Genomic DNA, 23,616 nt, shown 5'->3' with positions numbered 1-23,616 from the left:
CTCAGGCCATGAGATCCAACATAATGCGGGTCAATGTAAATCCAGGGTGTTGGGGGAGACGCTCGTAGCTTTTGCTCAAGGGCGGTAAGTGAGATTAGCCTAGCATACGCACGCATGGGGAGTGAGCATTCCCCCGACTAAGCTGTCCCTAATAGAAGCTACGCACTTTGGCAAGGTGCGGTGAACGGTTACATTACGCTTCCCCACTTTGGCAACCTGTTCTCTACTCTACCTGGTTTTTCTCAAGCTGGTTTTTTTTCGTACGGTGTGTCGGCAGCGTATCCGTAGGAGGGGGGCAGGGCTCTTATCGCATTATTCAGATATGCCAAGTCCTCATTGTCGAAGTAAGAAGCATATCCTCCCACCATGCCTTTTCGTACTTTAAACGAATCGGGGTTGCCCGGATCCGCTGGCTTTAATATCTTGTTGTTGAAGCTGTCCTGCTGCTCCATCTTCTTCATATTAGTGAATGAAGAGAACTCTATCGCTTCATCAAGATAGGACTCGTTTATATCATTGATGCCGATGAACTCAAGAAGTCTGTATAGTTCAGTCCGGACATCGGTTTTCATGGACTCGTAACTTAACCGCAGGCAAGCCGGATGATCTTTCAGTCTTTCTTCCCATATGCTGAGCACTTTTATGATTCTATCTATTCCGTATTGCTGGTGCCTTATAAAGTCGCTAATGCTGCAGGATATCTTGTTGTCAGACCGTAGTGTCTTCTGAAAATAAAGTGAAACCACTACATCTCTTGGGTCCCGATAGAGCAGTACAACCTTTTTTTGTCTCAGTATGTTGTTGGGAATTATGTGCTTTCCTTTAAGGCGTTGCAGCCAGCTTGCGTCGGAATAATGTATCCACATTTCATGCGAATAGGCTATCCGGGGGATGTTTGGATTATACTCGTCAAGCTGGCCGAGGTCGAAAGCAACATCGTAATGCAGGGAGAGGTACTTGTTAAGGAGCACTCTCAGCCATGTCCTACCGCTTTTACCTACAGATAATATGATAACGTCGAGGGCCTTGAGCTTGGCCAGCTTTTTTTCTGAAAGATTCCAGTTGATATACATAACTTATAACCAAAAATAGCAACAAATAGCGATCCGGCCGATAATTATAGCTTGAATCATGTCCCCATCAGCCAAAAAAACAAAGGGGTCTCTCATTAGCCGGCCGGAGTCAATAAGCCAAAAAATCTCTGCTGAAAAACTCAGCATTTCAAAAAGCCATCGGTCGCATCGAATTCGCCCCTCTTATTTCTCTTGTCAGGTGTAGGATAAATCACTCGCACCGGTCACCGAGCCAAAAGTTCAGACCCGATCGATTGAGTTCTAAAGGATGTATATTGCATTTGAGCTATTCTCAGGACACGGCAATCCAAATCGGAACTTGTTATGAGAAGTCTGTTTACCACCATTCTGTTGTTCACTCTTCATGGTTGCGCCAACTATCCTATCGAGACAGAAATACAAGAGTCCGCCCAATTTTGTTTGGGGAATTCAAATCTGCCCGAGGATTTAGCAAGCGAGTTTGAGCCGGTCGACGACGAGCAGCTATTAAATAAGGCTTTGGGTAATCCCAATGAAGCCAAGCTATGTCAGGGCCAGTTCTATAAGAGTAAAGCGGGCGCTGAAGTCACACTGTTCCGAGCCTGGAACAGTACTAACCCGAACAGTAAATTTGGAAAATGGTGGGCGTTTCGTGAGCCCGCTGGTAGAATCTCAACCTACCGCGCCGACTATGAAATATGTTACCAGTGGTCGCCTCTGGACAAGTTAGTAATCTGTACACTTAAACCGGAAACCAGTGTCATCGTTGGCACCGGACAAAGTACGGAGTGTTCCGAATATTTAACTTATTCGGTCTCGGCGGCGAAACAAATCTATATCGATGATGCGTCTCTATCTGTTGCCAACTGCACGGAGTTTGACGGCGAGTTCAGTTGGAAATAGTTGTTGGTCGAATTGCACAACAAAGCTGTTTAATCGGATTGCGCAGCGTTCGCTTTTCATTTATTCCGTTCGTCCATTCAATGATAATTGTTTATGAAAACCAGACTTTTATTTTCAGTATTGCTATCGGTTGCTCTGTTTGGTTACGGATGTGCCGATGATCTTGCGGAGGATCCAACGCAAGTGGTGCCATTCACGACAAGCGAATCATTCGGCGATCAACGGACAGCGATTCGTTGCTGTTAAAGATGCAAGGTCCTGGAATGAGTTGTGGACTGAGCACACCAAGAATATTCAGCCCGCGCCAACCGCTCCTGCAATTGATTTTAATAAAACGATGGTGCTTGGCGTTTTTCTGGGCGATCGGCCAAATACTTGCTATAAGGTGACGATAGAAACCATTGAGAAAGAGGTTGACAAGCGCTTGCTGGTTAAGTATCGCGAAGCAAAGACCGGTTCGGTGTGTGGCCAAGCCATCACGCAACCTTCGCATTTGATTTCGTTGCAAGCGACGGAATTAGCGGTTGAGTTTTTGGCTTTGCAATAATAATGTGGTAGCGATTAGCCCGAATTTAGCCTGAGCAGTTTCGTTTACGTTTCCCATGTTTCAGCAAGGAGGTATTCGATCTGCTTAGCTTGGCGGCAATTTACCCAAGTTTTTTTCCAGGCTGGAACATGGAAAAGACCGGAACGGGCTTCAGGAAGTTATGGTTTCGCCGCCTGTTCCTGCACCAGCACCCAGGGTTTGACGACGACCGCCCAGACTTCGCTCGCTTTTTCGAACCATTCCCGCGCTTGCTTGTCGCTGACATGGCCTATTTGGTTATTTTCCAGCCACTGTTGCACCAAGGTTTTGTTGTCCTTGGACAATTGATAGGCCACTTCGACCAGATCCAGTTCCTGGGCGACGAAGATCGCCCGCCCCCCGGCGAAGAAGCGTTGCAACTCGCTCCAGGGGATCAGTGAGGTTTCCAGGTTGACTTTTTCTTTTTCGAGATTTATTGGGGATTCGGACATTTAAGCGTTTTCTGATGCGACAGGCTGTTGTACTATTTGCGGTCATTTTAAAACAATTACAATATCAATAACCAGTCAGTGAGGAGTCGCTTCATGTCGTTATTCGGTTCGCTATCCAAGAGTTCGCTGTTGAAAAATGCCAAAAAACAGATTGCCCAAGCACGCAAGAGTGATGGCGGCAAGGCAGAACAATTATATAAAAGCGCCTATCAAGGCTTCGCCAAGGTTGTTGCCGGTGACGTGAATTCGGCGGAAGCACTGCATAATTGGGGATTCGGTTTGTTGCATCAAGCGCGAGGCAAGGACTCCGAAGACGCCATCGCTTTATATAAGGAGGCGATCGACAAGTTCACTTTTTGTTTATTGGTGGCGCCGAGTCATTTGGGAGGCGCTATCGACGGTGGGGTGGCTTATATGGAGATGGCGCGCTTGGCTAATGCGTTACCGGAAGATCCGCGCTATGACAATGCCATGGAGTTTTTTCTAAAGGCTGAACAGATCCAAAAGGGCAGCGCTTCCTATAACTTGGCCTGCATATATGCCTTGCGCGGCGATAACGAGGCCTGTTTGAAAGCGTTGGAACAGTCGCGGGAGTCGGGCAGTTTGCCGGACGAGCAGGATGTGATGAATGACCCGGATATGGCGTCGGTTCGCAATGAACAGTGGTTTCAAGAGTTTTTGGGGACAGTTAAAGTGGCCTTGGCCGAACAGGCCGAAAATGATCGAAGAACTCGGAGAGGCTTGAAAGAAGTGGAAGAGATCAAGCTGGATTTGCCGCCACGCCCGACCGATTCGATGTTGAAACGCCATTATGACGCGATGGTGCAAGCCGAGGTGGAAAAACAAAAAGAATTGCTGGCGCAGAAGAAAAGGGAGGCGGAAGAAGCCAGGGCGAAGAAAAAGAAAGGCGATCAGTTCAATTACTATAAATAAATTTTCATATCTGTTGTAAGGCGAAGGAACGCCGGCTCAGGTTGCCAGACAGCTTTCCAATAGGGCGCGAAGTTTTTTTAGGCCCAGTTTTCGGGTTAGTTCCATGTTGCGTTGCGGGATGGTTTCCGGGTTCGGATAATATTGCAGGGCTTTTTCGATACTGGCTTCTCGTATGATATGCAGCATGGGAAATGGGGAGCGGTTGGTGTAGTTGGCCGCGTCGGTTTCATCGCTGTCGGCGAAACAGTAATGGGGGTGGAAGCTGGCGAGCTGATAAATGCCTTCATAACCCTGGTCGATGAGCAATTGTTGGGCGATTTCAAGAAAATCCAGGTAGTTGTCGAAACGGCTCAGTGAATCCGGAAATATCAGTAAGGTGGTTTCTGTTTCCGGCTCGGCGTCGAGCAGTTTGCATTCGGCAATCAATTCGGTCAAGAGGTTTTCCCAATCATTGCCGCTGACTAAGGCATAGCGAATTCGGTCTTGCTCGTGGACGCGGCGGGCGAAAGGGCAGATATCGTAGGCGATGATAAATGATTGCAGCCAGTTGCGGGTGGCCGAAATGGCAGGATGGGTATGCATGGACATTGAAAGGCAATAAAAAAGCCCCGGCGGGGCTTTTTATATCATGTATGGCTAACGCCTTCGGCAATGCGTTTTTCCCTTTCTTCGCGGGCGTGTTCCAATTTTGAAAAGACTCGGAGAATGTCGGTGGCCGACAAAATTCCAACCAGCTTGTCGTCTTTAACGACCGGCAGTGCGCCGACTTTGTTATCGGCCATGATTCCAGCCGCATCGGCGGCGGAGGTGTCGGGTTCGACAGTTAACACACCGCGGCGCATGATGTTCATGACCTTTTTGGGGATGACATGCAGTTCGGTGTTGCTGGTGTTGGGTTCTATCGCGTTGGTGTTGCTTTTAGGGCCCAGTGCTTTGTAAAGATCTCGGTCGGAGACGATGCCAACCACTTTGCCTTTTTCGACCACGGGTAGATGACGAACCTTTTCATAATGAATGAGAAAGAACACTCGGTCGATCATATCGTGTGGGCTGACGGTGTAAACCTTTGCAGTCATTAACTCTTCAACGCGCATAAAATACTCCTCGTTTGATTTAGCTGGACAAGAATAAGTAAATTTGGCTGTTTTGACAAGAGATTAAAGCGCAAACGGTATATTTCAGTTAAAATATCAAATTTTGCTGAGCGATCGGGAAAGCTTTTTCTCGACGCCCAGGTAATCATGTTTTTGTAGAGGCGTTTGCCGCCTTAGTCATGCTTCTGGAGTTGTCTATATGCGTATTATCCTTTTAGGTAGCCCAGGTTCCGGTAAAGGGACCCAGGCTCAGTTTATCACCGAAAAATATGCGATCCCGCAGATTTCGACCGGCGACATGCTGCGTGCCGCTGTGCGCGAAGGTACTCCGTTGGGACTGGAAGCGAAAAAAGTGATGGATGCCGGCGGGTTGGTTTCGGATGACATTATCTTGGGCTTGATCAAAGAGCGTATCGCCCAGGAAGACTGTGCCAATGGTTTTTTGCTGGACGGTTTCCCAAGAACGATCGCGCAGGCGGAAGGCTTACAGAACATGGGGGTCGAGATTGACCACGTGATCGAAATCGCGGTCGACGATGAAGAGATCATCAAGCGGATGAGCGGCAGACGCGTTCATCCGGGCTCAGGTCGTACCTATCACGTCGAATACAATCCGCCGAAACAGGAAGGTATCGATGATGTGACCGGCGAACCGCTGATTCAGCGCGACGATGATAAGGAAGAAACCGTGCGCAAACGTCTCAGTGTTTATCACGAGCAAACCAAACCGTTGGTTGGCTATTATTCCGATCCGGCGCAACCGGCGAAATTTGATTCCATTGCTGGAGTCGGGCCGGTCAGCGAGATTACCGCGAAGGTTTTTGCCATCTTGGGCTGAGTACTCTCTAACATGACGGTACCGGCGGATCGTCAGAATAATCCGCCGGCACCGTTGACATTTAAAAACGACTATACGTAAAACTATGGCAGGTAAAACTTTATACGACAAATTATGGGAGGACCATGTTGTTCATCGCGAAGAAGATGGCTCCTGTTTGATTTATATCGACCGTCAGTTGGTGCACGAGGTCACTTCTCCGCAGGCTTTCGAAGGCTTGCGCTTGAGCGGCAGAAAGCCGTGGCGCACCTCCAGAAATCTGGCCGTCGCCGATCATAACGTGCCGACCACCGACCGCGACCAAGGCATTGCCGATCCGGTTTCTCGGCTGCAAGTGGAAACGCTGGAAAACAACTGTGCCGAATTTGGCATTACCGAGTTCGACATGAGCGATATTCGCCAAGGCATCGTGCATGTGGTCGGGCCCGAGCAAGGGGCGACGCTGCCGGGCATGACCGTGGTCTGCGGCGATTCGCATACCTCGACCCATGGCGCTTCCGGGGCTTTGGCCTTCGGTATCGGTACTTCGGAAGTCGAGCACGCCTTGGCGACCCAATGCCTGGTGCAGAAAAAATCAAAAAATATGCTGATCAAGGTCAATGGTCAGGTCAAACCGGGCGTGACCGCAAAAGACATCGTTTTGGCGATTATCGGTAAGATCGGTACCGCAGGCGGAACCGGTTATGCGATCGAATTCGCAGGCGATGCGATTACCGCCTTGTCGATGGAAGGACGCATGACGGTCTGCAACATGGCGATCGAGGCCGGCGCGCGGACCGGTTTGATCGCGGTCGATGATACGACGATCGACTTTTACCGCGATCGTCCGCTTGCTCCTAAAGGCGAGCTCTGGCATATGGCTGTGAGAGCATGGGAAAAACTGCATTCGGATGCCGATGCTGCATTCGACAAAGTGGTCGAATTGGATGCGTCTGAAATCAAGCCGCAAGTAACCTGGGGCACTTCGCCTGAATTGGTTGTGGCCATCGATGAGTCCGTGCCCGATCCGGCCGCCGAAAGCGATCCGGTCAAACAACAAAGCATGCAGCGCGCTTTGGATTATATGGCGCTACAGGCCGGACAGAAAATAACGGATATTCAACTCGACAAGGTATTCATCGGTTCCTGCACCAATTCGCGGATCGAGGACTTGCGCGAGGCGGCAGCGATCGCTAAAGGCAAGAAAGTCGCCGACAGCATCAAGTTGGCGATGGTCGTGCCGGGTTCCGGTTTGATTAAGCAGCAGGCTGAACAGGAAGGACTGGACAAAATTTTCATCGAGGCCGGGTTCGAGTGGCGCGATCCGGGCTGTTCCATGTGCTTGGCAATGAATGCCGACCGTTTGGAACCGGGCGAGCGTTGCGCCTCGACGTCGAACCGTAATTTCGAAGGTCGTCAAGGCTATGGCGGGAGAACCCATCTGGTCAGCCCCGCGATGGCGGCGGGCGCTGCCATCGCCGGACATTTTGTCGATATTGCCGAACTAGCTGGAGGCGCACAATGAACCCGTTTACTACCTTGAGCGCGCTGGTGGCGCCGTTGGATAGAGCCAATGTCGATACCGATGCGATTATTCCGAAACAATTTTTAAAATCGATCCGTCGCGCCGGATTCGGCCCCTATTTATTCGACGAGTGGCGTTATCTGGATCGCGGCGAACCGGACATGGATTGCACGAATCGCCCGTTGAACCAGGAATTTGTGTTGAACCAGCCGCAATATAAAGGCGCGCAAATTTTGCTGACCCGCGAGAATTTCGGGTGCGGTTCGTCGCGAGAGCATGCGCCTTGGGCTTTGGAGGATTACGGATTTCGGGCGATCATCGCACCGAGCTTTGCCGATATTTTTTATAATAACTGTTTCAAAAACGGTATTTTGCCGATCGTGTTGGCTGCCGATGTGGTCGATAGTTTGTTCCAGGAGATGAAAGATGGCTACCGTTTGACGATCGATTTGGCCGGTCAAACGATCACGACACCAGCGGGACGGGTTATCAATTTCGATGTCGACGAAACGCGTAAATTTCGCTTGTTGAATGGCTTGGACGATATCGCATTGACGTTGCAGCACGCCGATGAAATCAAGGCTTATGAAGCGGAGCGGGCCAAGCGCGCGCCTTGGTTGTTCGCGGATTGATCTGCTATTCCCGAGGGCTGGGTTAATGGGAAGCGGCCCAGCCCTTATGACGATGGTTTGCAGCTTCCGGTTGGCTTGGCGGAGTGTTAATTATCCATCATAAGGTTTAAACCACCGGCTTTAGCCGGTCAGCTTTAGCTGCGATAATTTGCCCAAGGAGGTGGCGATGGACTATAGATACGGCAGCCATACGGTTTACCAAATTGAGTATCATTTTGTTTGGGTTACGAAGTATCGTTATAAAGTGCTGAAGGATGAAATAGCCGAACGAGTGAGAGACTTGGTGCGGCAGACATGCGAAGCCTTTGAGATACGGATTATCAAAGGTGTCGTGAGCAAAGATCATGTGCACATTTTGGTGAGTGCGCCGCCGACTATGGCCCCAAGCGAAATCATGAGGCGAATCAAGGGACGAACTTCGAGCTATCTGTTCGAAGAGTTCCCGCACTTGAAAAAGCGATATTGGGGTCGACATTTTTGAGCCCGCGGTTATTTTTGCGCCACAGTGGGGCAAATGACTGATGAGATGATAAAGCAATATTTGGAGCATCACTTTGAACCTAATCCAAACGATAATTTCAAGATGGAGCCCGACTAAGACGCGTCGTTTAGTCGACGCGTATCCGGACTTTCAGTCCGTTATTGGAACCCACCCGCTTGAGCGGGTGGTTGTTTAGTTTTGTTTCCGCAAAATCAATAGTTTCCATCTCTACGGTCGCCAAGGCACCACTTTATAACCTATGTCAAAGGGAAGTGCTGCTATGGCAAGCAGCACAATAGTTTCCTGAAACTCAAATTTCTTTCCCGTTTTAATCGATCAATTTGCCTAAGATTTATTATTCCGGCTCTTAACTCATAATTTAAAGTAAGGGAGCATGAAAATGTCTAAAACTTATGATGTGGCCGTTGTCGGAGCAACCGGCGCGGTCGGAGAAACCATGTTGTCTATTTTGGAAGAACGCGATTTTCCGGTGGGCAATGTTTACGCCTTAGCCAGCAGCCGCTCGGCCGGTAAGCGTATTCCTTTCAAGGGGGGCTCGCTTACGGTCGAAGACCTGGCGGAATTCGACTTTTCCAAAGTCCAAATCGGTCTGTTCTCGGCCGGCGCGGGTATTTCGGCGGAATATGCGCCGAAGGCTGCCGCGGCTGGGTGTGTCGTGATCGATAATACCTCGCAATTTCGTTATGACGACGAAATCCCGCTGGTCGTGCCGGAAGTCAATCCGGAGAAAATCGCCGAGTATAAAAAACACGGTATCATCGCCAACCCTAACTGTTCGACTATTCAAATGCTGGTGGCGCTGAAACCGATCCACGATGCCGTCGGTATCGCTCGGATCAATGTCAGCACTTACCAAGCCGTGTCCGGTACCGGCAAGGAGGCGATCGAGGAATTGGCGACGCAAACGGCGGCGTTATTAAACGGCAAGCCGATCAAGGCGGAAGTGTATCCCAAACAAATCGCTTTCAATGTATTGCCGCAGATCGATGTGTTCATGGATAACGGCTACACCAAGGAAGAAATGAAAATGGTCTGGGAAACCCGAAAAATTCTTGGCGACGACAGCATACAGGTCAATCCGACCGCTGTTCGTGTGCCGGTGTTTTACGGGCATTCCGAGGCGGTGCATATCGAGACGCGTAGCAAGATTTCCGTCGATCAGGTGCGGGAATTGATGCAAGCGGCCCCTGGCATTACCTTGCTGGACGAGCGTGTCGACGGTGGTTATCCTACCGCAGTGACTGAGTCGTCAGGTAATGATGATGTCTTTGTCGGCCGTATCCGGGAGGATATTTCTCACCCGCAAGGTATCGATCTGTGGGTGGTTGGCGATAATGTGAGGAAGGGCGCAGCTTTAAATAGCGTACAAATAGCGGAAGACCTAGTAAAAAATTACATCTAGACTAAGCTTACCAAGTATATTTGGTTATTCTCGGTAAAAAACTGTGGTCTATCTATTTGTATTTGTAGGAGAGCGAAGTGCGCAATTTAACTAAAACTTTAGCGGTTGTATCGTTACTGGCACCGGCTAGTGCACAGCCCTTGGGGATTGGCGATCTTAAATTGCACTCAGCCCTTAATCAAAAACTCAATGCCGAGATTAATCTGCTGTTATCTGCCGGGGAAAGTCCTTCCGATATCCAGGTAAGGATGGCGCCGCCGGAAAAATTCGATGAAGCCGGCGTGCCATGGAGTTTCTTTCTGTCGAAAATCAAATTCGATACGGTGGTTAAACCTAACGGTGCCGTTGTCGTTAAGTTAAGTTCCAATGAGGCCCTACAAGAACCCTTTTTGGATTTCTTGCTCGAAGTCACCTGGACCAAGGGCAATATGTACCGTGAGTTCACGGTCTTGGTGGACCCGCCGGCGGCCTATGAGCAACCGGTGGTTCCCGTTGCCGAGCAGGCGGAACCGTCCCAACAGGTACAACAGCCTATGGCAGCGACTCCCAAGCTGGCGGAAAAGGCTCCAAGTGCGGTCGGCGAAGGAATTCAGGTCGACAGTTACGGTCCGACTACGCAGTCGGATACGCTTTGGCAAATAGCCGAACAAGTCAAGCCATCCGAGGACATCTCCACGGAACAAATGATGATGGCGATTTATGAAGCGAATCCTCGGGCCTTCTATAAGGACAATGTTAATGCGCTGATGTCCGGTCAGGTTCTGGATATCCCTAATAAAGACACGATTGTAAAGCTGTCCAGGCAACAAGCCGCCAGTTTGTTCAAGCAACAAGTCAATGCTTGGAAAGCTGCGGCTAAACCGGCGGCTAGCAAAAAACCGGCCGTGCCGGTTGCGGAGGAAGCCGTCAGTAGTCAGCTGGAACTGGAGGCTCCGGTAGAGACAAGCGTGGAAGGCAAAGCCGAGGTCAGCCCCGAGCAGGAACAGGTCAGAAAAGAAGCTGTTGCCGAAGAAGAACTCAGCGCGGAAGATGCGGAAGTCCAGGCGGCCGAATCAGGTGGCGACAAGGAAATGCGGGAGCGCCTGGAGAAATTGGAAAAGCAATTGGAAATGATGCAAAAATTGCTGGCTTTAAAGGATGAGCAGCTAGCGGCCTTGCAAAATAAACAATTGCTGGAACAGGAGCAAACTCCTCAAACGCCGGTTCAACCACGGGAAGGAGCCGAGGCGACCCAGTCCGAGAAGCCGGCAGTCGTAAAACCGAAGCCTAAACCGGCGCCAAAACAGAAAATAAAGCCTGCGCCTGTCGAGCCGGAGGGAGGGCTTTTCGGGGATAGCTATTATTTGGCGATCGGTGGTGTCGCTGTGGTATTGCTCGGCGGTTTGGGGTGGTTATGGTGGCGTCAACGCAGACCTGAAGAGCACGGTGGCGGCATCGATGAAAGCATGTTTGCCTCTTCCAGTGAAATCAGGATGCCTGATTCCGAGGAATCTACGATTGTTTCAACCCTATCGTCCGATGAAAGTCCCGCTTACGATGTCGGTACCGTGGGTGAAAGTTCGTTTCTAAGCGAATTTACGCCCAGTGATTTCGATGCCTTCGATTCCGATATGAACGAGGTCGATCCTATTTCCGAAGCGGATGTTTATTTGGCCTATGGCCGTTATCAGCAGGCCGAGGAATTGATGCGCCAGGCAATAGCCGACGAGCCGGAGCGTAACGACTGTAAACTCAAATTGCTGGAAATTTTCTATGCCAATGAGAACAAGGATGCGTTTGAAGATTATGTCGGCGAATTGGCGGAGGAAGGTAAGCGTAATGACCATACCTTCTGGTCCAAAGTATTGGAGATGGGTAATGAGATCATCCCAGGTTCCGCCATTTTGACAGCCAGCGAGACGGTCGAAGACGAGGCTCTAGAAGAAGAGGCGAAGCGGAATGTCGAACAAAAAAAGACGGATGAAACCGGAGCCAAGGGAGGAGAAGATGATTTCGATTTGACCTCGTTTGACCAGGATTTTGCTGACGAAGACGAGCTTATCAAAGGAGTCGATGAAGAAGGAAGCGATAACGATAGCTTGGATTTCGATCTTAGCGCTTTCGAAGAGCCGGAAACCGCTGAAGAAAAACCGGCTCAGGAAGAAGATATCGAGAGCGTGGAATTCGACTTGAGCGCTTTTGCCGATGAGGAAGCCGAGGAACCAAAAACCGAGGCGGAACCGGAGGAAGAGTTCGAAACGTTCGATTTTAGCAGCGATATAGAGCATGAAGAGCATGAGCAAGGCCCCGAGCTGAAACTGGGCGAGGAAGCCGATGATGATTTGGAAAGTTTCGACTTCTCCACGATTGAGGGATCGGTAGAAAAACAGCAAGCCGCGGAAGCAGAAAAGTTGTCCGATAGTGATGAAGAGTTCGATTTCAATTTTGATCTGGAAGACGAGTCAATGCCGGAATCGGGCGTGTCGGATTTGACCGATATGGATGAATTCGAGACGAAAATCGACCTTGCCAAAGCTTATATCGATATGGGCGATACGGATGCCGCGAAATCGATTGCCGAAGAAGTGATAGAGAAAGGTAACGATCAACAGAAGCAAACCGCTCAATCTCTATTGGATCAAATGAAATAAGAAGGGGTTGAGGAGATTCCGCATAAAAAAAGCCCGTTACGGGCTTTTTTTATGCAAGCGGAAAATAGCCTATAGACTATTTTTCGCTTGCTGCGTCAGCTTTCGACAATTCCCGTAGAATAGTCTGTTTTTGATTGAGAAAATGATCGATTCCTTGTTTTAGTGCTGCGAAGTTCATCAGGCTGGCCTCGACTTTCTGGTTGGATAAATCGATTTCCAATTGACGTGCGGCATCCTTCAACGAGATGAATCCGCAAAAGCTGACCGAACCATGCAATTTATGTGTGATTTCTTTGGCGAGTGCGAAGTCGGATTGATCGATTGCTTGCTGTATGTTGGCCAATTGTTCCGGTAACTCAATAAACAGTTTGTTAAACAAGACCTCGGCTAATTGTTCGTTGTGAGATGTTTTTTCCAGCATTTGCTCAAGGAATTCCATGCCCGGAGAAGGTTGGGAAGGGGCATTCCGGGATTGCGATTGCCATAGATCGAGCATTTCTTCAAGTTGTTCGAGAAGTACCGGTTTGATCAGGCATTCATCGAATCCGGCATCGATTAATTTTTTTCGCTGATGGCTTTGGGCATGGGCGGTAATGGCGATGACCGGCGTATTGTGGTTGATGCAATCTTTCTCTTTGATTTTTTCCAGCAATTCCAGACCACTGTAATAAGGCATTTGCAGATCCAGCAAAATCAATTGATACTTTCTTTGCTGTAGTAACGAGAGAGCCTGTTTGCCGTCTTCTGCGAGCGTGATATCGCTGGAACGGCTTTCCAGTTGGGACTTGAGTAGTAGGCGATTGATTTCGTTATCGTCGGCAATGAATACGGGGAAACTCGGAGGTATGTCGGGTTCCGGCAAAGCCAGTTTATCGCTAGGGGGCTTGGGAAATAGCGAAAGCGTGTCCGTGATCAATTGGTCCAAGAACGCCGAGCGGCAGGGTATGGGCAAAATATCCACGGTACCGGGGTTTTGTAGGGGGTGGGTCATGAAAATGATTTTTTTATTGCCTGTAAAAGTCCTTATCCGTGCCAATTCGGTATTGAAGTCGTCATCCGTCTTTAGGCTTTCGCCGGCTGCATACAAAATGATTTCCCAGGCGCCGGCTTGTTGATATTGCTCGACGGAGGCAAACAAACGGCAGCCAAAGCCTAAATGGGTGAGTTGTTTCAGTAAGGCTTTACGCCTGATGGACAACGGGTCGATTATGCTGATCAAGGCATCGTGTTCTTCTGTGGGTTGTTCATTAACGGTCGTTATCGGCAAGTCAAACCAAAAGGTCGAGCCTTTTCCCAATTGACTCTTAACGCCGATGTTGCCGCCTAATCTTTCGACAATGTTTTTTGCAATCGTTAAACCTAATCCCGTACCCAGTTCCTTATTCACGGCATATTCGCTAATTTGTAGAAAAGGGTGGAAAAGGTCCTTCATGACATCCTTGGCAATACCGATGCCGGTGTCCGTAACCGAAATAAATAATTTGGATTGTTTTGTCAGGGTGCCGCGGATGATGATATAGCCACGGTCTGTGTATTTGCTGGCGTTACCGACCAAATTGGTAAGCACTTGGCTAAGACGGACCGGGTCGCTGGTGATCATGGTCGGCAAATCGGGGGCGATATCGATAATTATTTGGACGTCTCTACGGCGAGAAACGATTGCAGTAATGCTGTTTTCAATACACTCGCGGATATCGAAAGCTACGCTTTCGGTTCTGAAACTTCCTGTTTCGAGGCTCGAATAATCGAGGATTTCGTTAACGATAGTTAAGAGAGTACAGGCCGATGTCTTGATTAACTTGGCTTGTTCCAATTGCCGGGGAGTTAATTCCGATTGCGTGAGCAGTTCGATAAACCCGATGATGCCGTTCATCGGCGTGCGGATTTCATGACTGATGTGCGCCAGAAATTGCGATTTCGTTTCGTTTTGGGCAATGGCTAATTGAGTGGTTTTTTCCAGCGATTGATTTTTTTCTTCCAGTTTCTCCATGGTTACCGTAAGTTCCTTGACGGCATTGTTCACTTGTTGCAATAAATAGTCTTGGGTTTCTTGCAGGCCTACCGCCATGGCGTTAAAGCTTTCGCAAAGTGTTGCGATTTCTGTGGTAGTGGTTGTGCCGGCGCGCGCGTCCATGTTGCCGTTAGCCAAATCATTCGCCACTTGAGTCAAATTGATCAGAGGCGAGCTGATGGTTTTGCTGAGACGGAATGCGAGCATCAGCGCAAAGATAAAGCAGCCGATGATGATGGTTAAGCTATTACGGAGATACTGATGGCGAGCCGCTTGAATGGGGGCTGGGCTGATGCCGACCGATACGCTGCCTATTTTCCTTTCTTTATCGCTGTCCTCGATTTCAAATAAATTGAAATCCATGGCGGCGGCGTTTTGCCGCAGAGATTGAATTCTCACTGCGGCATCAAAAATTTTTAGTTTTTCACTGTTTTTATTCAGCATATTGCTGGAATAAGCAAGGATTTCCCCATTCAGGTTTTTAATCGCGACAAACACGACATCCTTTTCCTGCAACAGATCGTTGGCCATCTCTTTCAGCATCGCTTTGTTGCCGGAGAATACGCCATAAATACTGGCGACGGCAAGTTGCTTGGCGATGGTTTGCCCGCGCTCGTGTAAAGATTGTTCGAGATAGTGAAATTGATGTTCGACGAAATAACTGGCAAGCGAAATGACCAGCAACAAGGCGGGTGCGACTCCCATAAAGAACAAGCGAAAACGGATGCCTTTGGTGTTGATTTTAAAATGCATTTACTTTCTATATTTAGGTATAGAATGGCTACTCTACGAGATATAGAGTATGCCAAAGGGAAGATAACTAAACAACCACCCGCTCAAGCGGGTGGGTTCCAATAACGGACTGAAAGTCCGGATACGCGTCGACTAAACGACGCGTCTTAGTCGGGCTCCATCTTGAAATTATCGTTTGGATTAGGTTCAAAGTGATGCTCCAAATATTGCTTTATCATCTCATCAGTCATTTGCCCCACTGTGGCGCAAAAATAACCGCGGGCTCAAAAATGTCGACCCCAATATCGCTTTTTCAAGTGCGGGAACTCTTCGAACAGATAGCTCGAAGTTCGTCCCTTGATTCGCCTCATGATTTCGCTTGGGGCCATAGTCGGCGGCGCACTCACCAAAATGTGCACATGATCTTTGCTCACGACACCTTTGATAATCCGTATCTCAAAGGCTTCGCATGTCTGCCGCACCAAGTCTCTCACTCGTTCGGCTATTTCATCCTTCAGCACTTTATAACGATACTTCGTAACCCAAACAAAATGATACTCAATTTGGTAAACCGTATGGCTGCCGTATCTATAGTCCATCGCCACCTCCTTGGGCAAATTATCGCAGCTAAAGCTGACCGGCTAAAGCCGGTGGTTTAAACCTTATGATGGATAATTAAAGTTGAATACTTTAGAGAATTCTAATATTCTATCGACTCGTAGTTAGTTAAGAAAAAAGAAAATTTTCACTGGACATTCCTGTTATATAGCTCATTACCATACTAGTATTTTAATGATGTCTAGCGGGTGTGTTGGATAAAATTAGATGAGGAGAGCGTTATGGCTAGAATTGTAGTATTAGGCGCCGGTATCGGTGGGGTTCCGATGGCTTTCGAAATGAAGGAAGTGGTGAAAAAGAAACATGAAGTCATCGTGATTTCCGATTCGCCGACTTTTCATTTCGTGCCTTCCAATCCATGGGTTCCGCCTAAATGGCGCAAACCGGAAGATTTGAAAATCGAATTGGCGCCGGTTATGAAGAAAAAAGGCATCGAATTCATCCAAAAGGCTGCGGTCAAGCTAGATCCCGTAAACAATAAAGTGCATTTGGCCGATAACTCCTCGGTCGATTACGATTATTTGATTATTGCCACGGGCCCCCGTTTGGCGTTTGATGAGGTGCCTGGGTTGGGGCCCGAGGGCTACACTTCATCGGTTTGTCATGTCGATCACGCGGCGCTTGCCGCCCAGGATTGGGATAAATTCATGGATGATCCGGGCCCGATCGTTATCGGCGCGGTTCAAGGCGCTTCCTGTTTCGGCCCGGCGTATGAATATCTGATGATCCTGGAGACCGAATTGCGTAAACGTAAAATTCGTGACAAGGTCGCGATGACATTCGTAACATCCGAGCCTTATATCGGTCATTTGGGGTTGGGCGGCGTCGGCGATACCAAGGGGCTGTTGGAAAGTGCGTTACGCGATAAAACTATTAAATGGATTACTAACGCCAAGGTCGATCGCATCGAGGACGGTATGATGTATGTGACCGAGGTGGACGACAACGGCGAAGAAAAAACCAAGCATGAGCTGCCGTTCAAGCATTCGATGATGCTGCCGGCTTTTACCGGGGTCGATGCGGTGCGTAATGTCGAGGCGGAAGGGCTGGTTAACCCTCGCGGTTTTGTCATCGTCGACGAACATCAACGCAATCCGACCTTCAAAAATATCTATTCGGTGGGCGTCTGTATTGCGTTGCCTCCTGTGGAAAAAACCCCTTTACCGGTCGGCACGCCGAAAACGGGTTATATGATCGAGTCCATGGTGACGGCGACCGCGCATAATATCCGTGACGAACTGGAAGGCAAAGAGCCGAGTGATGTACCGAGTTTAAGCGCGCTGTGTCTGGCCGATCTGGGTGACACCGGTGTCGCCTTCCTGGCAGTGCCACAGATTCCGCCTAGAAACACGACATGGTCCAGCCATGGCAAATGGGTGCATGCCGCTAAGATCGGCTTCGAAAAATATTTTATGCGTAAAGTACGTAAAGGCATCAGCGAACCTTTCTATGAGAGAATGATGCTCAAATTGATGGGCGTGGTTCGTTTAAAATAGGAGCCGGCAATGAGTATCGATCGTTGGGTTCTGGCAGTAGCCGGGACATTCATTTTGCTGAGTGTCGGCTTGGCCGTGTGGCATTCGCTGTACTGGCTATGGTTTACCGCCTTTGTCGGCGCCAATTTATTGCAATCGGCATTTACCGGTTTTTGTCCTTTGGCGATCGTGCTGAAAAAAATCGGCGTCAAGTCGGGCAATGCCTTTTAATTGTTAGCAACGAGCCGGAGAATGATGCAATGTTGTTATTCTCCGGCAACTTTCTCTTAAGAGGCTGTCGCACAAGCTATGTGGATATGCGGCCGATGCGCTTTTTACACTGTTTAGATCATCTTTTCTTCAACGGTTGTTATCGTCCAATAGTTCATCTCTTTAGTGTTTACTGCGCTGTTTCAATTTATCTTCTCTTTTTTCCCTTCTACATTGTTTAAGTTTTCCTTCGATCAATAAATGTACGCTATCTGCTAGAATAGTCGCATTAGTGACGCTAAATTATTGGAATCCAGCCTTTTCTAGGCTGAAAACGCAATAATTAAGTCGGTGAACGATAGGAAACTGCTTCGAATGAGCGACAAAAAATTGTCTCATCATTCGCTGGCAGTTGTATCTTATTGATCTATAGTTTCTTTATATATTTGGAATATAGATTGCTTGTGGGCTAACAGACAGGTTGAAAGAATGGCGGAAGCTAAACAGGATGGTGGGGCAGAGAAAAAAACTGCAAAGATACTGATCGTGATTATAATCCTGTTGCTGTTGATTATTGTTGGTGGCGCGGTTTTTTTTATGCTGAATGGCAACAATAGTGTCGTGCCTGAAGAAGAAATAGAAGACCGGCAGCAATCGGAAAGCAGCGATGGGGCAAATAAGGAATTTTACTACTACGATGTGGAACAGCCTTTGCGCGTCAATTTTCCCAAAGGAAGCAGTGCCAGTCTTATCGAAATAAAGGTGGCGTTTTTAAGTGATCACGATAGCGAAGATGCGCTAAAAAAGCATGAGCCTATGATAGTGAATAATTTATTGATGACGATTAGTGCGATGGGGGCCGATCAGTTGCATACCAAAGAAGGCAAAAATGAGCTGCGTCGCCGCATGTTGGAGGAAACGGAAGAAGTCATGAGAAAAATGACCGGCAAGAACGAAGTTCAGGAAGTCTTTTTCACCGCATTCGTGATGCAATAAGATGTCTACCGCGGATCTTTTATCGCAAGACGAAATCGACGCTTTACTGCATGGTGTCGACGAGGGCGAGGTTGAAACCGAGGCACCGGAGGAAGAGGGCGAGCAGGGTGCGCGCGTCTATGACTTTACCAGTCAGGAGCGTATCGTCCGAGGGCGAATGCCGACCCTGGAAATGGTCAATGAACGATTCGCCCGCTATTTTCGTATCTCGCTATTCAATTTCCTGAGAAGGTCTGCTGAAATTTCGGTTTCCGGCATACAGGTACAAAAATTCTCCGAGTTCATTCAAAGCTTGTTCGTGCCGACCAATCTGAACATTATTCGCATGTCTCCATTACGGGGGCGCGCGCTGATCGTCATGGAGCCCAGATTGGTGTTTACCGCGGTAGACAATTTTTTCGGCGGTGGCGGCCAGTTTTACAACAAAGTGGAAGGACGCGAATTCACCCCGACCGAGATGCGCGTCATTCGTTTGATTCTCGACATGGTTTTCAAGGACTTGCAAGAGGCCTGGAAACCGGTCATGGATATGAATTTCGAATACATGAATTCGGAAGTCAATCCGCAATTTGCCAATATCGTCAGTCCTTCGGAAATTGTCGTCATTTCGACGATTCATGTCGAATTGGAAGGTGGCGGCGGCGATCTTAATATCGCCATGCCCTATACCATGATAGAACCGATTCGGGAATTGCTCGATGCGGTTACCAGCGATCGGGGAGAAGTCGACGGCCGGTGGCAAGAGTCGCTGCGCAATGAAGTCATGCGCGGCGAGGTTGAACTCAGCAGCATTTTGTTCGAAAAGGAAGTTCCTTTAAGAGATGTGATGAAATTTCGTGCCGGTGACGTAATACCGGTCGAGATGCCCGAAATGGTGACATTGTATGCCGAGGAGATCCCCGTGTTCAAAGGAAAACTGGGGCTGTCGGACGGTAATTATGCAGTACAGATTCTGGAAAAATTGAGTCAGGAGACGCTCTAGACTCTGACATTAGTGCCGCGGTGAAGCAAATTCCATTAAACTTATTAATCCAACCTTGTCACCGAAATTTGTAAGATATTGATAAATAATGAATAAATGATTTTTATGGCGCTATAAACAAGGAAGCCGGCATGATTTTTAACGTATATTAATCAATGGCTTGAAGACTAATAGCACACCATTGACAAAGCCGGGTTAAGCAAGTGGAGCTAGCTTCCACGGCTTTCAGATTATATACAAAGGCAGGTATAGCATGAGCGAAAACGATAACGAAGAATTAGGCGACGATTGGGCGGCGGCGATGGAGGAACAGGCTGAGGGCAGTGCCGGGGACGATTGGGACGTAGCGTTGAAAGAGCAGGCGGAAGCCGGTAAAGGTTCGGGTTACGACTCGGCTGAGTTTCCGGAATTCGACGGTCAGCAGGCTAACAGTGCCTCGCCGTTGGATAACGAGGAGTTAAAACTCGATGTTATTCTCGATGTGCCGGTCACCATCTCCATGGAAATAGGCCGTACCAAGATCAATATCCGAAATCTACTGCAACTGAACCAAGGGTCCGTCGTCGAGTTGGATCGCTTGGCTGGCGAGCCGATGGATGTTTTGGTTAATGGCACCCTGATCGCCCATGGCGAGGTGGTTGTGGTTAATGATAAGTTTGGAATCAGATTGACTGATGTGATCAGTCCTGCGGAACGGGTGAAAAAGCTCGGCTGATACCAATGTCCAGAGTACTGATGATTTTCGCGTTGGGTTTGTATGCCAGTGGAGCCATGGCGTCTGCGGAAACCCCTAATGCCAAGCCGGTGTTTAAAGCGCCCGGTTATGCCGATGCCATGAACTGGTCTCTGAGTTTGGTGTTGGTGTTGACGATTTTTTTATTGTGCATCTGGCTGATACGAAAAACGGGACAGTTCTCTCTGCCGGGAAGGCAGCAACTTAATATCGTCACTGCTTTATCGCTCGGGATGCGGGAAAAAGTGGTCTTGATCAAAGTAGGCAACAAGCAGCTTTTATTGGGCGTCACGCCGAATCGGATCGATAAACTCATGGAATTGGAGGGCGAGGACCGGCTGTATCAGGAATCGGCCGATCTAGGTCGTGGCGATTTCGCCGATAAATTGCGGCAGGCGTTGAAAGGGAGGTCGGATGGGTAAATCTTGTTGGGTCGCCCTGGCAATGACCGCGTTATTGTGGCCCGAGTCAGGGCTCTTTGCGGCGCCAGGCATCGACGCTATCACGGTCACGACCAATCCGCTAGGCGGCCAGACCTATACCGTGACGATACAAGTGCTGGCCGTCATGACGGTGCTGACCATTTTGCCGGCATTGTTACTGACGATGACATCCTTTACCCGTATCATGATCGTGCTGGGGCTATTAAGACAGGCGATCGGCACGGCACAGGCACCGAGTAACCAGGTCCTGCTCGGTCTATCGCTGTTTCTGACTGTTTTCATCATGATGCCGGTATTTGAAAAGGTCAACGGCACGGCGCTACAGCCCTATCTGGAAGAAAAAATTGATCTGACTACGGCGTTGGAAAGGGCCTCCGTACCCTATCGCGAGTTCATGCTGCGGCAGACCCGCGAGGCCGATTTGGAAATGTTTATGCGTATTTCCGGTCGCGAGGATTTCGCATCGGTCGATGACGTGCCGTTTTCGCTGTTGCTGCCGGCTTTCGTCACCAGCGAGCTGAAAACGGCTTTTCAGATCGGCTTTTTGATATTCTTGCCGTTTTTGGTCATCGATCTGGTGGTGGCCAGTGTTCTGATGTCGATGGGGATGATGATGCTGTCGCCGATGATTGTGTCGTTGCCGTTCAAGATCATGCTGTTTGTTCTCGCGGACGGCTGGTCGCTGGTCATGGAAATGCTGGCCGCCAGTTTTTACGTGACTTGAGGCGAAAATAATGACCCCGGATACCATCTCGATCGTCGCCCAGGACACCGTTTGGTTGGCCGTGCGCATTCTCGCCCCGATTCTGCTGTCTTCGCTGGCGGTCGGCCTGCTGGTGTCGATGTTCCAGGCCGCGACCTCCATACAGGAACAGACCCTGACCTTTATCCCCAAGTTGGCGACTATCATCATCGTGCTGATGATTGCCGGTCCCGGCATGTTGCAGATGCTGATCGATTATTTTCAGGACTTGCTCAGGGAAATTCCCAGTCTGATCGGATGATTTTCAGTGAAGAGCAATTGTTGGGCTTGTTGGCATCTTATATGTGGCCTTATTTCCGTATCGGCTCGATGTTCATTTCGGTTCCCGTCTTCAGCGTCCAGGCCGTCCCCGCTCGAATCCGGGTATTGGCGTCGCTGTTGATCACCTCGGTGATCGTGCCGGTATTGCCGTCCCCGCCGGACATCGCTTTGTTCAGCTATCAGGGATTCATGGTCGCCGTTCAGCAAATCGTCTTGGGCATCACTGCCGGCTTTATCTTGCAGATGGTATTTTCGGTGATTTTGGTAGCCGGCCAGTCGATCGCCTACAGCATGGGCTTGGGTTTCGCCTCCCTGGTAGACCCGGCTACCGGCATTCAGGTGCCGGTCGTGGCGCAAGTCTTCGTCATTGCCGTCAGCTTGTTGTTTTTGTCTTATGACGGCCATTTGTTATTGATCGAGGTGCTGGCGCAAAGTTTCACGACCTTGCCGATCGCCGCCACTGGCCTGAACGTGCCGGATTTATGGCGGGTAATCGCCTGGAGCAGTCAAATTTTCGCCGGTGGCGTATTGCTGGCGCTACCGGTCATGGTGACCATTCTGTTCGTCAACATCAGTTTTGGTGTCGCCTCCAGGGCGGCGCCGCAATTGCAAATTTTCGGCGTCGGTTTTCCGATCACTATCATGCTGGGTATGTTGTTGATTTGGATTACCTTACCCGATATTTTGGAAAGTTTCGCCGATATCCTCAGGGAAGGTTTTGCCTTAATCAGCGAATTGTTGAGGTTGCCTTAATGGCCGAAGATAGCGGGCAAGACAAGACCGAAGAACCCACCGCGAAGCGTCTGGCCGACGCGCGCAAAAAAGGCCAGGTGCCGCGTTCGCGGGAACTGGATACCTTTGTCTCGCTGATGGTCGGATCGGTGTTGTTCATCTTCATGGGAGGCTACATCGCTCAGGGGCTTGCGGAAATCATGAGGAATCAGCTCAGCGTTTCCCGCGACGTCATTTTCGACCCGGCCAGTCCCGTCAGCCACTTTAACCGCGTCATGGTCGAGGGCGTTTGGTTGATTATGCCGTTTGCACTGGTGCTGGCCGTGGCGGCCTTGATCACGCCGATGCTGATGGGCGGGTGGAATTTCAGCGGCGAAGCGTTACAGCCGAAATTGTCCAAATTCAATCCGTTAAACGGGATGAAAAAAATATTCGGCATACAGGGGGTGGTCGAATTGATCAAGGCATTGATCAAGGTAACCCTGGTCTTTCTCGTTGCCGATATCTTGTTCAATAGCTATCGCGGTGAATTGATGGGCCTGAACAACCAGCCGGTGGACCAGGCCATTTATCGTTCGGCCGAAATCATCCTCTGGTGTTTACTGCTGTTGAGTTCGACATTATTGTTGGTCGTCGTGGTCGATGTCCCATATCAATTGTGGAATAACAAGCGGCAGTTAAAGATGACCAAACAGGAAGTAAAAGATGAAAGCAAGGAGTCCGAAGGCAGTCCCGAGGTCAAGGGACGGATTCGCCGCATGCAGATGGATATCGCCCAACGGCGGATGATGGAGGAAGTGCCCAAGGCCGATGTCATCGTCACCAACCCAAGTCATTATGCCGTTGCATTGAAATATGACCGTTTCAGCAGCGGCGCGCCGCGTGTCGTGGCCAAGGGCGTCGACCTGATCGCCGCGCAGATTCGCAACGCCGCCCTGGCCGCCGATGTGCCGCTGGTGGCCGCTCCGCCGTTGGCCAGGGCGCTATATTACTCGACCGATCTCAACGAGGAAATTCCGCAAGGCCTGTTTCTGGCCGTTGCCCAAGTTCTCGCCTATGTTTTTCAATTACAGGCCGCCGTCGAAAACGGTTGGGCCAAACCCTATCCGCCGGCGGACGTTTCGGTGCCCGACGATTTCAGGCAATATTAATC

General features: G+C 49.5%; 23 protein-coding genes and 2 pseudogenes. 19 read left to right on the top strand and 6 right to left on the bottom strand.

Going from position 1 to position 23,616, the window contains the following annotated elements; all coding sequences use genetic code 11:
- Positions 1 to 242: 242 nt before the first annotated feature.
- A complete protein-coding gene (locus tag EP25_RS0108960; RefSeq protein ID WP_031433559.1) occupies positions 243 to 1,073 on the bottom strand; it encodes a sulfotransferase domain-containing protein in 831 nt (276 codons plus the stop codon).
- A gap of 324 nt (positions 1,074 to 1,397) precedes the next feature.
- Here EP25_RS0108960 and EP25_RS0108955 point away from each other — a divergent pair, with 324 nt between their 5' ends.
- The gene (locus EP25_RS0108955) at positions 1,398 to 1,955 is read left to right on the top strand and encodes a hypothetical protein (RefSeq protein WP_031433558.1); all 558 of its coding nucleotides are present in this window, start codon (positions 1,398 to 1,400) and stop codon (positions 1,953 to 1,955) included.
- 157 nt (positions 1,956 to 2,112) lie between these two features.
- On the top strand, positions 2,113 to 2,502 hold the full coding sequence (locus EP25_RS23245; RefSeq protein ID WP_235185872.1) for a protease complex subunit PrcB family protein: 390 nt from the start codon (positions 2,113 to 2,115) through the stop codon (positions 2,500 to 2,502).
- 158 nt (positions 2,503 to 2,660) lie between these two features.
- Here the strand turns inward: EP25_RS23245 and EP25_RS0108945 are convergent, their stop codons facing one another.
- Positions 2,661 to 2,972 carry a DUF2288 domain-containing protein gene (locus EP25_RS0108945; RefSeq protein ID WP_031433556.1) on the bottom strand — a complete coding sequence of 104 codons (312 nt, stop codon included), beginning with the start codon at positions 2,970 to 2,972 and terminating at the stop codon, positions 2,661 to 2,663.
- A gap of 93 nt (positions 2,973 to 3,065) precedes the next feature.
- Between EP25_RS0108945 and EP25_RS0108940 the strand changes: the two genes are divergently transcribed.
- A complete protein-coding gene (locus tag EP25_RS0108940; RefSeq protein ID WP_051906501.1) occupies positions 3,066 to 3,905 on the top strand; it encodes a TPR end-of-group domain-containing protein in 840 nt (279 codons plus the stop codon).
- Positions 3,906 to 3,941: 36 nt separating this feature from the next.
- On the opposite strand, the gene EP25_RS0108935 is transcribed toward EP25_RS0108940, so the two are convergent.
- Both EP25_RS0108935 and EP25_RS0108930 read right to left on the bottom strand, forming a co-directional pair.
- Entirely contained in the window at positions 3,942 to 4,493 is a 552-nt protein-coding gene (locus EP25_RS0108935; RefSeq protein WP_031433554.1) for a DUF1415 domain-containing protein, read from the bottom strand.
- 38 nt (positions 4,494 to 4,531) lie between these two features.
- Complete coding sequence (locus tag EP25_RS0108930) at positions 4,532 to 4,999, bottom strand: CBS domain-containing protein (RefSeq protein WP_031433553.1); 468 nt, start codon at positions 4,997 to 4,999, stop codon at positions 4,532 to 4,534.
- Positions 5,000 to 5,198: 199 nt separating this feature from the next.
- Between EP25_RS0108930 and adk the strand changes: the two genes are divergently transcribed.
- The 6 genes and pseudogenes from adk to EP25_RS0108895 all read left to right on the top strand — a co-directional run bounded on the left by adk (position 5,199) and on the right by EP25_RS0108895 (position 12,507).
- Positions 5,199 to 5,837: an adenylate kinase gene (gene adk, locus EP25_RS0108925; RefSeq protein WP_031433552.1), complete on the top strand. Its 639-nt coding sequence runs from the start codon at positions 5,199 to 5,201 to the stop codon at positions 5,835 to 5,837.
- Between the two features lie 85 nt (positions 5,838 to 5,922).
- The gene (gene leuC / locus EP25_RS0108920) at positions 5,923 to 7,341 is read left to right on the top strand and encodes a 3-isopropylmalate dehydratase large subunit (RefSeq protein WP_031433551.1); all 1,419 of its coding nucleotides are present in this window, start codon (positions 5,923 to 5,925) and stop codon (positions 7,339 to 7,341) included.
- Positions 7,338 to 7,973 carry a 3-isopropylmalate dehydratase small subunit gene (leuD, locus tag EP25_RS0108915; protein ID WP_031433550.1) on the top strand — a complete coding sequence of 212 codons (636 nt, stop codon included), beginning with the start codon at positions 7,338 to 7,340 and terminating at the stop codon, positions 7,971 to 7,973. Before leuC ends, leuD begins: the two co-directional genes overlap by 4 nt.
- A 166-nt stretch (positions 7,974 to 8,139) precedes the next feature.
- Positions 8,140 to 8,571: pseudogene (tnpA, locus tag EP25_RS0108910) on the top strand (IS200/IS605 family transposase).
- A 283-nt stretch (positions 8,572 to 8,854) separates the two neighbouring features.
- Complete coding sequence (locus EP25_RS0108900; RefSeq protein ID WP_031433549.1) at positions 8,855 to 9,877, top strand: aspartate-semialdehyde dehydrogenase; 1,023 nt, start codon at positions 8,855 to 8,857, stop codon at positions 9,875 to 9,877.
- 77 nt (positions 9,878 to 9,954) lie between these two features.
- The gene (locus tag EP25_RS0108895) at positions 9,955 to 12,507 is read left to right on the top strand and encodes a FimV/HubP family polar landmark protein (RefSeq protein WP_235185871.1); all 2,553 of its coding nucleotides are present in this window, start codon (positions 9,955 to 9,957) and stop codon (positions 12,505 to 12,507) included.
- A gap of 76 nt (positions 12,508 to 12,583) precedes the next feature.
- On the opposite strand, the gene EP25_RS0108890 is transcribed toward EP25_RS0108895, so the two are convergent.
- Entirely contained in the window at positions 12,584 to 15,271 is a 2,688-nt protein-coding gene (locus tag EP25_RS0108890; protein ID WP_031433547.1) for a response regulator, read from the bottom strand.
- Positions 15,272 to 15,417: 146 nt separating this feature from the next.
- Positions 15,418 to 15,849: pseudogene (gene tnpA, locus EP25_RS0108880) on the bottom strand (IS200/IS605 family transposase).
- A gap of 240 nt (positions 15,850 to 16,089) precedes the next feature.
- On the opposite strand from tnpA (EP25_RS0108880), the gene EP25_RS0108875 reads away from it, so the two are divergent.
- The 10 genes from EP25_RS0108875 (at position 16,090) to flhB (ending at position 23,614) form a co-directional block, all read left to right on the top strand.
- The gene (locus EP25_RS0108875; protein ID WP_031433546.1) at positions 16,090 to 17,364 is read left to right on the top strand and encodes an NAD(P)/FAD-dependent oxidoreductase; all 1,275 of its coding nucleotides are present in this window, start codon (positions 16,090 to 16,092) and stop codon (positions 17,362 to 17,364) included.
- A gap of 9 nt (positions 17,365 to 17,373) precedes the next feature.
- On the top strand, positions 17,374 to 17,574 hold the full coding sequence (locus EP25_RS0108870; RefSeq protein WP_031433545.1) for a YgaP family membrane protein: 201 nt from the start codon (positions 17,374 to 17,376) through the stop codon (positions 17,572 to 17,574).
- A gap of 468 nt (positions 17,575 to 18,042) precedes the next feature.
- A complete protein-coding gene (locus EP25_RS0108865) occupies positions 18,043 to 18,549 on the top strand; it encodes a flagellar basal body-associated FliL family protein (RefSeq protein ID WP_031433544.1) in 507 nt (168 codons plus the stop codon).
- Position 18,550: 1 nt separating this feature from the next.
- Positions 18,551 to 19,531 (top strand): flagellar motor switch protein FliM, encoded by a 981-nt coding sequence (gene fliM / locus EP25_RS0108860; protein ID WP_031433543.1) that lies wholly within the window; start codon positions 18,551 to 18,553, stop codon positions 19,529 to 19,531.
- A gap of 253 nt (positions 19,532 to 19,784) precedes the next feature.
- The gene (gene fliN, locus EP25_RS0108855; RefSeq protein WP_031433542.1) at positions 19,785 to 20,246 is read left to right on the top strand and encodes a flagellar motor switch protein FliN; all 462 of its coding nucleotides are present in this window, start codon (positions 19,785 to 19,787) and stop codon (positions 20,244 to 20,246) included.
- A 5-nt stretch (positions 20,247 to 20,251) separates the two neighbouring features.
- On the top strand, positions 20,252 to 20,686 hold the full coding sequence (gene fliO / locus EP25_RS0108850) for a flagellar biosynthetic protein FliO (RefSeq protein WP_031433541.1): 435 nt from the start codon (positions 20,252 to 20,254) through the stop codon (positions 20,684 to 20,686).
- A 22-nt stretch (positions 20,687 to 20,708) separates the two neighbouring features.
- Positions 20,709 to 21,431 (top strand): flagellar type III secretion system pore protein FliP, encoded by a 723-nt coding sequence (gene fliP / locus EP25_RS0108845; RefSeq protein WP_200875090.1) that lies wholly within the window; start codon positions 20,709 to 20,711, stop codon positions 21,429 to 21,431.
- Between the two features lie 10 nt (positions 21,432 to 21,441).
- Positions 21,442 to 21,711 carry a flagellar biosynthesis protein FliQ gene (fliQ, locus tag EP25_RS0108840; RefSeq protein ID WP_031433539.1) on the top strand — a complete coding sequence of 90 codons (270 nt, stop codon included), beginning with the start codon at positions 21,442 to 21,444 and terminating at the stop codon, positions 21,709 to 21,711.
- Positions 21,708 to 22,484: a flagellar biosynthetic protein FliR gene (fliR, locus tag EP25_RS0108835; RefSeq protein WP_031433538.1), complete on the top strand. Its 777-nt coding sequence runs from the start codon at positions 21,708 to 21,710 to the stop codon at positions 22,482 to 22,484. Before fliQ ends, fliR begins: the two co-directional genes overlap by 4 nt.
- The gene (gene flhB, locus EP25_RS0108830; RefSeq protein WP_031433537.1) at positions 22,484 to 23,614 is read left to right on the top strand and encodes a flagellar biosynthesis protein FlhB; all 1,131 of its coding nucleotides are present in this window, start codon (positions 22,484 to 22,486) and stop codon (positions 23,612 to 23,614) included. Before fliR ends, flhB begins: the two co-directional genes overlap by 1 nt.
- The last annotated feature ends 2 nt before the right edge of the window (positions 23,615 to 23,616 follow it).

Origin of the sequence: Methylomarinum vadi (genome assembly GCF_000733935.1) — a bacterium.
In the GTDB taxonomy this organism is placed as follows: domain Bacteria; phylum Pseudomonadota; class Gammaproteobacteria; order Methylococcales; family Methylomonadaceae; genus Methylomarinum; species Methylomarinum vadi.
Note: the sequence above shows the minus strand (reverse complement) of the source record. Positions and strands in the feature narration are given on the sequence as shown.

Excerpts from the sequence above, each read along its gene's own strand:
- EP25_RS0108960 (WP_031433559.1), bottom strand. The coding sequence starts at position 1,073 with ATGTATATCAACTGGAATCTTTCAGAAAAAAAGCTGGCCAAGCTCAAG.
- EP25_RS0108955 (WP_031433558.1), top strand. The coding sequence starts at position 1,398 with ATGAGAAGTCTGTTTACCACCATTCTGTTGTTCACTCTTCATGGTTGC.
- EP25_RS23245 (WP_235185872.1), top strand. The coding sequence starts at position 2,113 with ATGATCTTGCGGAGGATCCAACGCAAGTGGTGCCATTCACGACAAGCG.
- EP25_RS0108945 (WP_031433556.1), bottom strand. The coding sequence starts at position 2,972 with ATGTCCGAATCCCCAATAAATCTCGAAAAAGAAAAAGTCAACCTGGAA.
- EP25_RS0108940 (WP_051906501.1), top strand. The coding sequence starts at position 3,066 with ATGTCGTTATTCGGTTCGCTATCCAAGAGTTCGCTGTTGAAAAATGCC.
- EP25_RS0108935 (WP_031433554.1), bottom strand. The coding sequence starts at position 4,493 with ATGTCCATGCATACCCATCCTGCCATTTCGGCCACCCGCAACTGGCTG.
- EP25_RS0108930 (WP_031433553.1), bottom strand. The coding sequence starts at position 4,999 with ATGCGCGTTGAAGAGTTAATGACTGCAAAGGTTTACACCGTCAGCCCA.
- adk (WP_031433552.1), top strand. The coding sequence starts at position 5,199 with ATGCGTATTATCCTTTTAGGTAGCCCAGGTTCCGGTAAAGGGACCCAG.
- leuC (WP_031433551.1), top strand. The coding sequence starts at position 5,923 with ATGGCAGGTAAAACTTTATACGACAAATTATGGGAGGACCATGTTGTT.
- leuD (WP_031433550.1), top strand. The coding sequence starts at position 7,338 with ATGAACCCGTTTACTACCTTGAGCGCGCTGGTGGCGCCGTTGGATAGA.
- EP25_RS0108900 (WP_031433549.1), top strand. The coding sequence starts at position 8,855 with ATGTCTAAAACTTATGATGTGGCCGTTGTCGGAGCAACCGGCGCGGTC.
- EP25_RS0108890 (WP_031433547.1), bottom strand. The coding sequence starts at position 15,271 with ATGCATTTTAAAATCAACACCAAAGGCATCCGTTTTCGCTTGTTCTTT.
- EP25_RS0108875 (WP_031433546.1), top strand. The coding sequence starts at position 16,090 with ATGGCTAGAATTGTAGTATTAGGCGCCGGTATCGGTGGGGTTCCGATG.
- EP25_RS0108870 (WP_031433545.1), top strand. The coding sequence starts at position 17,374 with ATGAGTATCGATCGTTGGGTTCTGGCAGTAGCCGGGACATTCATTTTG.
- EP25_RS0108865 (WP_031433544.1), top strand. The coding sequence starts at position 18,043 with ATGGCGGAAGCTAAACAGGATGGTGGGGCAGAGAAAAAAACTGCAAAG.
- fliM (WP_031433543.1), top strand. The coding sequence starts at position 18,551 with ATGTCTACCGCGGATCTTTTATCGCAAGACGAAATCGACGCTTTACTG.
- fliN (WP_031433542.1), top strand. The coding sequence starts at position 19,785 with ATGAGCGAAAACGATAACGAAGAATTAGGCGACGATTGGGCGGCGGCG.
- fliO (WP_031433541.1), top strand. The coding sequence starts at position 20,252 with ATGTCCAGAGTACTGATGATTTTCGCGTTGGGTTTGTATGCCAGTGGA.
- fliP (WP_200875090.1), top strand. The coding sequence starts at position 20,709 with ATGACCGCGTTATTGTGGCCCGAGTCAGGGCTCTTTGCGGCGCCAGGC.
- fliQ (WP_031433539.1), top strand. The coding sequence starts at position 21,442 with ATGACCCCGGATACCATCTCGATCGTCGCCCAGGACACCGTTTGGTTG.
- fliR (WP_031433538.1), top strand. The coding sequence starts at position 21,708 with ATGATTTTCAGTGAAGAGCAATTGTTGGGCTTGTTGGCATCTTATATG.
- flhB (WP_031433537.1), top strand. The coding sequence starts at position 22,484 with ATGGCCGAAGATAGCGGGCAAGACAAGACCGAAGAACCCACCGCGAAG.